This window comes from Pseudomonas sp. P5_B3 (genome assembly GCF_056400405.1).
The window spans coordinates 21,652-30,317 of sequence record NZ_JBFULI010000064.1 but is presented as its reverse complement, the minus strand read 5'-3'; the positions used below and the strand labels follow the sequence as shown (position 1 = coordinate 30,317).

The window sequence follows — 8,666 nt, the reverse complement described above, 5'->3', positions numbered from 1 at the left end:
GCCTGGCTGCATTCCCTGTGGGAGCAGCCGGTCGACGCTCGATTGCTCGCGATGGCGGTGTGTCAGGCGCCATTGATGCTGGATGTGCTGGCCTCATCGTCGGATCGCCGCCCGGACCAAGCCCGCTCCCACAGGATTATTGGGCGTTCCCGGGATCTGTGTCTGGCTACATTCCCTGTGGGAGCAGCCGGTCGACGCTCGATTGCTCGCGATGGCGGTGTGTCAGGCGCCATTGATGTTGGATGTGATGGCCTCATCGCGAGCAGGCTCGCTCCCACAGGATTATTGGCCGTTCCCGGGATCTGYGCCTGGCTGCATTCCCTGTGGGAGCAGCCGGTCGACGCTCGATTGCTCGCGATGGCGGTGTGTCAGGCGCCATTGATGCTGGATGTGCTGGCCTCATCGTCGGATCGCCGCCCGGACCAAGCTCGCTCCCACAAGAGGATGGCGTCTGTGTCAGGTGCGTCGGGCGAGGGCGCCCATGGCCATGAACAACGCCGCAATCGCCCTGGCTTCGTGGAGTTCACCACGTGCCACCAACTCGGGGATTTGCGCCAGGGGCACCCGCAGGCATTCCAGCGGCTCGGGTTCGTCGCCGGCCGATTGGCAGGGGCTCAGTTGTTCGGCCAGTACCACCCGGTAGCGATGGCACAAGTGTCCCGGTGCCAGGGTCAGTTCGCCCAGTTCGGTGAGACGTGCTGCGCGCATGCCGACTTCTTCGCTCAGCTCGCGCTGCGCCGCCTGCAAATAGTCCTCATCGGGTTCAGCGCCGCCCTTGGGCAGGCCGAGTATGGTTTTTTCCACACCGACTGCGTATTCACGCACCAGCAGCACATGCTCTGGATCAGGCATCGCCACCAGCATCACCGAACGATAACCGGTGCCGCGCAGGCGTTCGTAGACCCGCTGCTGGCCGTTGCTGAATTGCAGGTGCAGGGCTTCGATCTGAAAGTGGCCGCTTTGCGCCAGCAGTTCAGTCTTGAGGATGGTTGGGCAGTTGCGCATGGGGCAGTCCCCTGTTTGGGATAAAGACACTGTGCGCTGTACAGCGGGGGCCGCCATCGTCCGAGCGGACGAGGTCGGCAGTCGGGCTTAGCCGAGGGTCGCCACGCTGCGCAGGATCAGGCGCACCAGCATGGTCTGGCGGGTCACGCCGGTTTTGGAGAAGGTCGAGCGCAAGTGCGCCCGCGAGGTATTGCGGCTGATGCCCAGTTCTTCCGAGGCTTCGTCGAGGGTCAGGCCGTTGGCCAATAACATGGCAAGCTGGGTTTCCGCCGGGGTGAAGTCGAACAGCGCACGAACGATTTCCTGCGGGGCGGTGGACTGTTGTTCCGGGTCGCTGATGAAAATCACCACGGTCGGGCATTGCTTGCCCTCGCTCCAGTCGGTCAATGGCACCGAGCGTACGATGATCCCCAGGTCCGCTTTGCCGGACGGCCGCTGCACGCGCAGGGCTTCGACCACCGACGGGTTGCTGCTCTTCTGCGACAGCAGCGACTGCTTGACCAGTCGGCGGAACTCTTGGGTGTCCCGGGCCGTACCGACCTGCAGGCCATCGTTGACCAGTTTGATGCCGTCCTTTTCCTGGATCAGCCGGTCGGCGACCTGGTTGGTCTGCAGCACCTTGCCGGACTCGTCGAGGATGATCGTGCCGACCGCCATCTGGTTCACCGCGCCGGCGTACAGGTTGCGCTCGGCTTCGATGCGGTTGAGTTGCATGTGGATCTTGATCGAACGTTCCAGGTGCGCAATGAAATGCGTGAGCATGGCCTTTTCTTCATTGCCGAAAGGCTTGTCGTCACGTCCGCGGCTGATGCGAATGCGGCACTGGGCGCCGTCGACGGTGTTGATGTCGGCACCGAGGATGTGGAACACGTCCACAGGTTCAAGGAAATTCTTGTAGAACTCGGAGTTTTGCCAGTCGTCGTTGGAAACGAACTCGGCGAGGGTCACGACCTGGCGGTTGGGCAGGTCGACAAAGGGGTCGAGGCTGAAAAAGTGTTTGTTGTACGACGCAGTCGCCTCGGTCGAGGTGCCGGTGGTGTTGACCATCAATCCGTCCACGTGGGCGCTGGGCGGACGCAGGATGAAGGTCACGTACTTGCTGTTCAGATGCACATTGAGCTGATTGAGAAAAGTCGCCCAGGGAATGGTTTCCAGCGGCCCCTGATAGAGGTTGCCGAGCAAATCACTGAACGTATCGAGGCTGAGGCTCTGCTGCATGGGGAAAAACCGTTTTTATTATTAGCGTTGGCGGTGGCCGAGAATAAGCGCCGGTATCGACTCCTTGCAACGCTCGGGCTCAAGGCCTGACCGGCGGCTGCCGCTCAGGCCCGGGGCGGGCGAAAAGCCGCTGACGTCAGACCCGTTCGCTGGTGCGCACGACAAACTTTTTGTGTTCGGCAGCGTCCGCCGACAGCGCTTCCACATCGGTATAGAACTGCTCGTACCAACGACGCAACTGATAGACCGGACCGTCGCCGTCACACAGCAGCGGGTTGTCGACGCGGGTCTTGCTGTGCCAGATGGCCACGTCTTCGTAGAAGGCTGCCTGAGCCTGCGCTACGTAGGCCTTGGCCATCGCCTGGTTCTGCTCCTCGCTGAGCCCCGGGATCTTTTTCACCAGCACGCCGTAGCGCAGGGTGAAGCTGTCCAGGTCGATCGGCACGTGGCAGTTGAGCAGGATCGAGTGGATCGGCTGGCCGTTCATGGCGCCGTTCATTTCGGTGATCTGATAGGCCGGGCCGAAGTAGGTGGCTTCGGTGGTCAGCACGCTGTCACCGGACAGGCGCTCACTGCGGGCACGCATGATCTGAGTCGCCAGGTGGCCCTGGAAAATGTTGATGAACTCCTCGACCGGCGCGCCGTGCACAGTGCCGAAGTGCGCCATGTCGGCGATGTTGTCGATCAGTTCGCGGCAGTTGGTGCCAATCTGCAATTCGGCGACTTCCCATGCCGCCCATTCGTCGCTGTAGCAGGCGTCGATGCGCGGAATGCGTTGCTCAGGCAGCGGCGGGTTGCCTTCAGGGTCATTCCAGACGAATAGCAGTTGGTTTTCTTCCATGATCGGCCAACTCTTGATTTTGGCCCGTGGCGGGATGCGCTTGGCATAGGGGATGTCATCGCACACGCCATCGGCGCCCCAGCGCCAGGCGTGGAACGGGCAGCGGATCGAGTTACCTTCAACGCAACCGGTGCTCAGGTCGGCGCCCATGTGCGGGCAGTAGCCATCAAGAATATGCAGTTCTCCGTCTTCACCCTGGAACGCCACCAGACGGGTGCCGAACACCTCCAGGCGATGGGCCTTGCCGTCGCGGTATTGCGCGGCCAGGCCCAGGCAATGCCAGCCGCGGGCGTAGCGGTCTTCCAGCAGTTTGGCTTCGATGCGGTGCAGGGTACTCATCTTATTATTCTCCCAAGGGATCACGGGTTTGGCGCATGTAACGGATTCTGCCGGCCCTGTAAAAGCGGGCATCGTCTGAATGGACGATGGCTGCTTTTGGTTGGCCCGCTCTACTGGCGTCATTGGACCCATGGCAGGAGTTGGCGATGAGTAATGAACAAGGGCCGGTAGCGGTGATTACCGGGGCCGCCAGTGGTATTGGCCGAGGCTTGGCCGAACACGCGGCGAAGCTGGGCATGCGCCTGGTGCTGGCGGATCGGGATGCAGCGGGCCTGCAAGCCCTGTGCGACGAATTGCAGGCCAGCGGTGTACAAGCGATTGCCTGCGTCACCGATGTCGGTGATGTAACGCAGGTCGAGCGCTTGCGTGACCGGGCTGTCGAGCAATTTGGCGGGGTGGACCTGCTGTTCAACAACGCCGGGGTGATGCAAACCGGCTTCAGCTGGGAAATCACCGAGGCGCAATGGCAGCGCATACTGGACGTCAACCTCAACGGCGTGATCAACGGCATTCGCAGCTTTGTGCCGCTGCTGCTCAGCCAGGGCCGGGCAGCCCATGTGGTCAACACGGCGTCCCTTGCCGGGCTGGTCAGCAGCCCGCTGATGGCGCCGTACAACGTGACCAAGCAAGCCGTGGTCGCGCTCTCGGAAACCCTGCATTACGAACTCGCCATGATCGGTGCGCCGGTGTCGGTTTCGGTGCTGTGCCCGGGGCCGGTGGCCAGTGAAATCATGGCGTCGAACCAGGTGGCGGGTACCGCCGGATCCGACTTCAATCAATTGCTCGACAGCACCGTTCGCCAGGGTATGACCCCGGCGGAGCTGGCCGCGCAAGTGTTCGACGCCGTCGCGCAAAAGCGTTTCTGGATTCTGCCCCACAAGAGTTTCAAACCGGCCCTTGAACGCCGTCTGCGAAGCATCCTGGGAGAAACCAATCCGCAGTTTCAAATGACTGACGTAGAGGACGATGCCCATGCCGCTCGATAAGCAGATCGCTGGAGTCCTCCAGCAGTTTCGCGACATCCCGGAACCCGATTTCAGTCAGGTCGATGCCGCACAGTACCGGCAGTTCTCCGACAACCTGCTGCCGGCCATTCCCGGCGATCCGATGAGCGAGGTGCGCGACCTGCGGGTGGCCGGCGCGGACGGTGAACTGGACGCACGGCTGTACCGGCCATCGGAAGCATTCAATCTGCCATTGCTGGTGTTTTTCCATGGCGGCGGATTTGTCATGGGCAATCTCGATACCCACGACAATCTCTGCCGTTCGCTGGCCCGTCAGACCGAGGCGGTGGTGGTGTCGGTCGCCTACCGACTGGCGCCGGAAAACAAGTTCCCGGCTGCACCGCTCGATTGTTATGCGGCCACCTGCTGGTTGGTTGAGCACGCAGCTGAACTGCGCGTCGACGGCAGCCGGCTGGCCTTGGCCGGGGACAGCGCCGGGGGCAACCTGGCGCTGGCTGTCAGTCAGTTGGCGGCACGACACCAGGGGCCGAAGGTCAGCTATCAGTGTCTGTTTTACCCGGTCACTGACGCAGGTTGCGACTCTAAGTCCTTCGAAGAATTTGCCGAGAGCTATCTGCTTTCCGCCGGGATGATGCGCTGGTTCTGGCAGCAGTACCTGCAAGACGTCGGGCAGGCGGATGATCCATTGGCCTCGCCCATGCGCGCCGAGAGCCTGGCGGGATTGCCGCCAACGACCCTGATTACCGCCGAATTCGACCCATTGCGCGATGAAGGCGAGGCAATGGCCGAGTGCCTGCGCGAGGCCGGAGTGCCTGTGCGGGTTCAGCGTTGTGACGGCATGATCCACGGTTTTATCAGCATGGCGCCCTTTGTCGAAGGGGCGGCATATGCCTTGTCCGATGCGGCGGCGGACCTGCGCGAGGCACTCCAGTGAACGGCCTGGCTTTCAACACGGTGCCGCAACTGATCGAGGCCATCAGTGCCGGTCAGATGGTGGTGATCACCGACGACGAACACAACGGCGAAGGCTCGTTGCTGATGGCCGCCGAACAGGCCGGGGCCGAGGCCGTCGCGTTCATGGCGGTGCAGGCACGCGGGCTGATTTGCCTGGTCCTGACCGAGCAGCGCTGCCGCTCGCTGGGCCTGGACCTGATGGTGCCCAACTCCCGGGCGCAACATGGCGTGGGTTTTACCTGCTCGATCGAAGCCGCCACCGGAGTGTCCACCGGCATCTCGGCGGCGGACCGGGCGCGCTCGATCCAGGTGGCGGTCGACCCGGCCAGCGTTCCGGCGGACCTGGTGCAACCGGGGCATATCTTCCCGGTGCAAGCTTTGCCCGGTGGCGTGATGCAGCGGGCGGGGCATGTCGAGGCTGCTTGCGACCTGACGCGACTGGCGGGGCTGCAACCGGCGGCAACGCTGGTGGGCATTCTCAACGAGGACGGGGAACTGGCCCGTGGTGCCGAGTTGCATGAATTCGCCCAGCGGCATGGCTTGCGGATCGGCACCATCGTCGACCTGATTCACTACCGCATTCTGCATGAAGGTACGATCGAGCGCGGCGGCGAATATCCGTTGCAAACCCGCCACGGCGAGTTCCAGGTGACCACCTATCAGGACACCTACAAGGGCTCGTTGCACCTGGCGTTGGTCAAGGGCCGGATCGACAGTACGCAACCGGTGCTGGTGCGGGTGCAAAGCATCGAGACATTGCGGGATGTGCTGGGGTGTGAAAGCGAAGACGGGTCACAGCAGTGGACTCTCGAACGTTCACTGGCGAGCATCGCCGCCGCCGGTAACGGCGTGCTGGTGCTGCTGGCGCAAAAGGAAACCGCCGACGGCGTGCTCGAACAGTTGCGCCAGCGAAGTGGCGGCAGACTGCGTACACCACAGTTTCCGCAACGAACCCTGGGCATCGGCGCACAAATCCTGCGCGACCAGAACGTCCGCAAAATGCGCCTGATGAGCTCGCCGGTGCCGTACAAGGCCGTGTCCGGATTCGATCTGGAAGTGACCGAGTTTGTGCCGTTCCAGCCGGCAGTCTGAAGCCAACACCTAAACCTGTGGGAGCGAGCTTGCTCGCGATGGCGGTCTGTCAGTCAACATCAATGTTGAATGTGCCGGCCTCATCGTCGGAACGCCGCCCGGAGCAAGCTCGCTCCCACAGTAATTTCGGTTGGTTGCATATTTTGCGTACACCCACTAACCCTGTGGGAGACACATCCAGTTAAAAGCTGATTCAACTCCCAAGCATCCACCGGTCTAGCCTTCCTCCTGAATTCACCATGGAGAGGGCAAAGGAATGCCTGAATTACCCGCTTCACATCGCCTGCGCACAGGCCGCTACCCTGAACCCAACAGGATTTACCTGCTGACGAGCAACACGCTGGACCGAGAACCGGTTTTCAAGGATTTCGGTTTGGGCCGGCTGGTCGTCAAGCAATTTCAGTATGCACAGGAACAATACTGGGCGAACACTTTTGCCTGGGTCATCATGCCCGATCATTTTCATTGGTTGATCGAGTTGCAGCAGTGCTCACTCAGTCAGCTGATGCAAAAAACCAAATCGTTGAGTACGCGAGCCGTGAACATGACTTCTGGTCGTAGCGGCAGTCTTTGGCAGCAGGGTTATCACGATCGGGCGTTGAGGCGGGATGAGGATCTGGTAAAGCTTGCACGATATGTCGTCGCCAACCCGTTGCGCGCGGGATTGGTGGAGAAGCTGGGCGATTATCCGCTGTGGGACGCGATATGGGTCTGATCCAGTACCGCGTTGCCGCCATCGCGAGCAAGCTCGCTCCCACACTGGTTTTTGGATACCCGCAGATATTGCGTACACCCGGTAACCCTGTGGGAGCGAGCTTGCTCGCGATAGCGGAGTGTCAGTCGACATCGATGTTGAGTGTGTCGGCCTCATCGTCGGAACGCCGCCCGGAGCAAGCTCGCTCCCACAATGATTTTTGGATGCCCGCAGATGTTGCGTACACCCGCTAACCCTGTGGGAGCGAGCTTGCTCGCGATGGCGGAGTGTCAGTCGACATCTATTTTGAATGTACCGGCCTCATCGTCGGAACGCCGCCCGGAGCAAGCTCGCTCCCACACTGGTTTTTGGTTATCCACAGATATTGCGTACACCCGGTAACCCTGTGGGAGCGAGCTTGCTCGCGATGGCGGAGTGTCAGTCGACATCTATTTTGAATGGGCCGGCCTCATCGTCGGAACGCCGCCCGGAGCAAGCTCGCTCCCACAATGGTTTTGTGATTAACACGGTTCTGCGCTGGCTTAAGGCTTGATCCCGCGCAACATCTTCTTCGCCTGATCCTGCACCGCCTGCGGCGCGGTCATGTTGCCGTCGATCACGGTGATCACCGCGTGGCCTTGCCACAGTTGATAGGCATCGGCCTTTTGCTGGGCTTCGGTCGGTGTCGACGGTGGGGCCAGGTTGACGTGGACCACGCCATCGGCGCTGCGCTGCGAAGTGAAGTTCACGCGATCCCAATTACCGATCGGGGCAAAGCTCACGCCTTTGGCCTCATCGGGTTTCAGAGGCGGGTAGTTGAGGTTCAGGCCGCTGACTCCCGGCAGGCCGAGCACGTTCAGCTCGCAGTCATGTTTGTTTTTGCTACAGGATTTTTTCGCTTCGGTACCCGCCAGGCTCGCCTGTTCTATGACCTTCACGGCAAAGCGCGCCGTGTCGTCCATGGCGCCAAGGGTCTTGCGATAGCCCGCCTGCTGATCGCGGATGATCAGGTCCATGTCGATGGCCGTGGACACCGCCACCGCCGGAACTCCTTTGAACATGGCACGAACGGCGGCGTTGAGGGTGCCGGACATCTGCGTCAGCGGGCCGACGTTTTCGCCAAAATTGCTGCCTGACACCACCAGGTCTGGTGGCGAATCCTTGAGGATCACGTCGAGGCCGACGTTGACCGCATCCACTGGCGTGCCGATGGCGGAAGTCTTGCCGGCAGGCGAGGTGTAACCCTGTGGTGGCCCGACGCAAAATTTGCCCGGTGCCAGTTCGGTCATCCCCAGGGCCTGGCCGGGCACGACCACGCTGGCGGCGCCGATGCCGCTGCTGTCGTTCAACGGCCCGACCAGGGTGACCTTGTGCCCGGCTGCGGTCAGGGCGCGGTACATCGCGTCGATGCCGGGCGCGCGGCAGCCATCGTCGTTGGTCAGCAGGATGTTCAGGGCATTGGCTTGCATCGACAGGCCAACGCTGGCCATGGCGATGACGCCGGTGAGGAGTTTATTCATGGGCAGTCTTCCGTGAAATCTACAGATTTGGAAAGGCA

Annotated in this window: 8 protein-coding genes; 4 read left to right on the top strand and 4 right to left on the bottom strand. The window is 61.7% G+C overall.

The window, feature by feature from the left end:
- Positions 1 to 456: 456 nt before the first annotated feature.
- From nudE to AC1DRN_RS26405, 3 genes are all read right to left on the bottom strand, one after another.
- The gene (nudE, locus tag AC1DRN_RS26415; protein ID WP_223463217.1) at positions 457 to 1,005 is read right to left on the bottom strand and encodes an ADP compounds hydrolase NudE; all 549 of its coding nucleotides are present in this window, start codon (positions 1,003 to 1,005) and stop codon (positions 457 to 459) included.
- Positions 1,006 to 1,092: 87 nt separating this feature from the next.
- Positions 1,093 to 2,223 carry a helix-turn-helix transcriptional regulator gene (locus tag AC1DRN_RS26410; RefSeq protein ID WP_223463218.1) on the bottom strand — a complete coding sequence of 377 codons (1,131 nt, stop codon included), beginning with the start codon at positions 2,221 to 2,223 and terminating at the stop codon, positions 1,093 to 1,095.
- 136 nt (positions 2,224 to 2,359) lie between these two features.
- A complete protein-coding gene (locus AC1DRN_RS26405) occupies positions 2,360 to 3,403 on the bottom strand; it encodes a 3-ketosteroid-9-alpha-monooxygenase, oxygenase component (protein WP_223463219.1) in 1,044 nt (347 codons plus the stop codon).
- A 146-nt stretch (positions 3,404 to 3,549) separates the two neighbouring features.
- On the opposite strand from AC1DRN_RS26405, the gene AC1DRN_RS26400 reads away from it, so the two are divergent.
- The 4 genes from AC1DRN_RS26400 (at position 3,550) to AC1DRN_RS26385 (ending at position 7,129) form a co-directional block, all read left to right on the top strand.
- A complete protein-coding gene (locus AC1DRN_RS26400; protein WP_223463220.1) occupies positions 3,550 to 4,389 on the top strand; it encodes an SDR family NAD(P)-dependent oxidoreductase in 840 nt (279 codons plus the stop codon).
- The gene (locus tag AC1DRN_RS26395; protein ID WP_223463221.1) at positions 4,376 to 5,302 is read left to right on the top strand and encodes an alpha/beta hydrolase; all 927 of its coding nucleotides are present in this window, start codon (positions 4,376 to 4,378) and stop codon (positions 5,300 to 5,302) included. Before AC1DRN_RS26400 ends, AC1DRN_RS26395 begins: the two co-directional genes overlap by 14 nt.
- Positions 5,299 to 6,414, top strand: coding sequence for a 3,4-dihydroxy-2-butanone-4-phosphate synthase (locus tag AC1DRN_RS26390; RefSeq protein ID WP_223463222.1), 1,116 nt, complete (start codon positions 5,299 to 5,301; stop codon positions 6,412 to 6,414). The genes AC1DRN_RS26395 and AC1DRN_RS26390 overlap by 4 nt, the downstream gene beginning before the upstream one ends.
- 256 nt (positions 6,415 to 6,670) lie before the next feature.
- A complete protein-coding gene (locus tag AC1DRN_RS26385) occupies positions 6,671 to 7,129 on the top strand; it encodes an REP-associated tyrosine transposase (RefSeq protein ID WP_223463223.1) in 459 nt (152 codons plus the stop codon).
- 521 nt (positions 7,130 to 7,650) lie between these two features.
- Here the strand turns inward: AC1DRN_RS26385 and surE are convergent.
- Complete coding sequence (surE, locus tag AC1DRN_RS26380; RefSeq protein WP_223463224.1) at positions 7,651 to 8,628, bottom strand: 5'/3'-nucleotidase SurE; 978 nt, start codon at positions 8,626 to 8,628, stop codon at positions 7,651 to 7,653.
- Positions 8,629 to 8,666 lie beyond the last annotated feature (38 nt).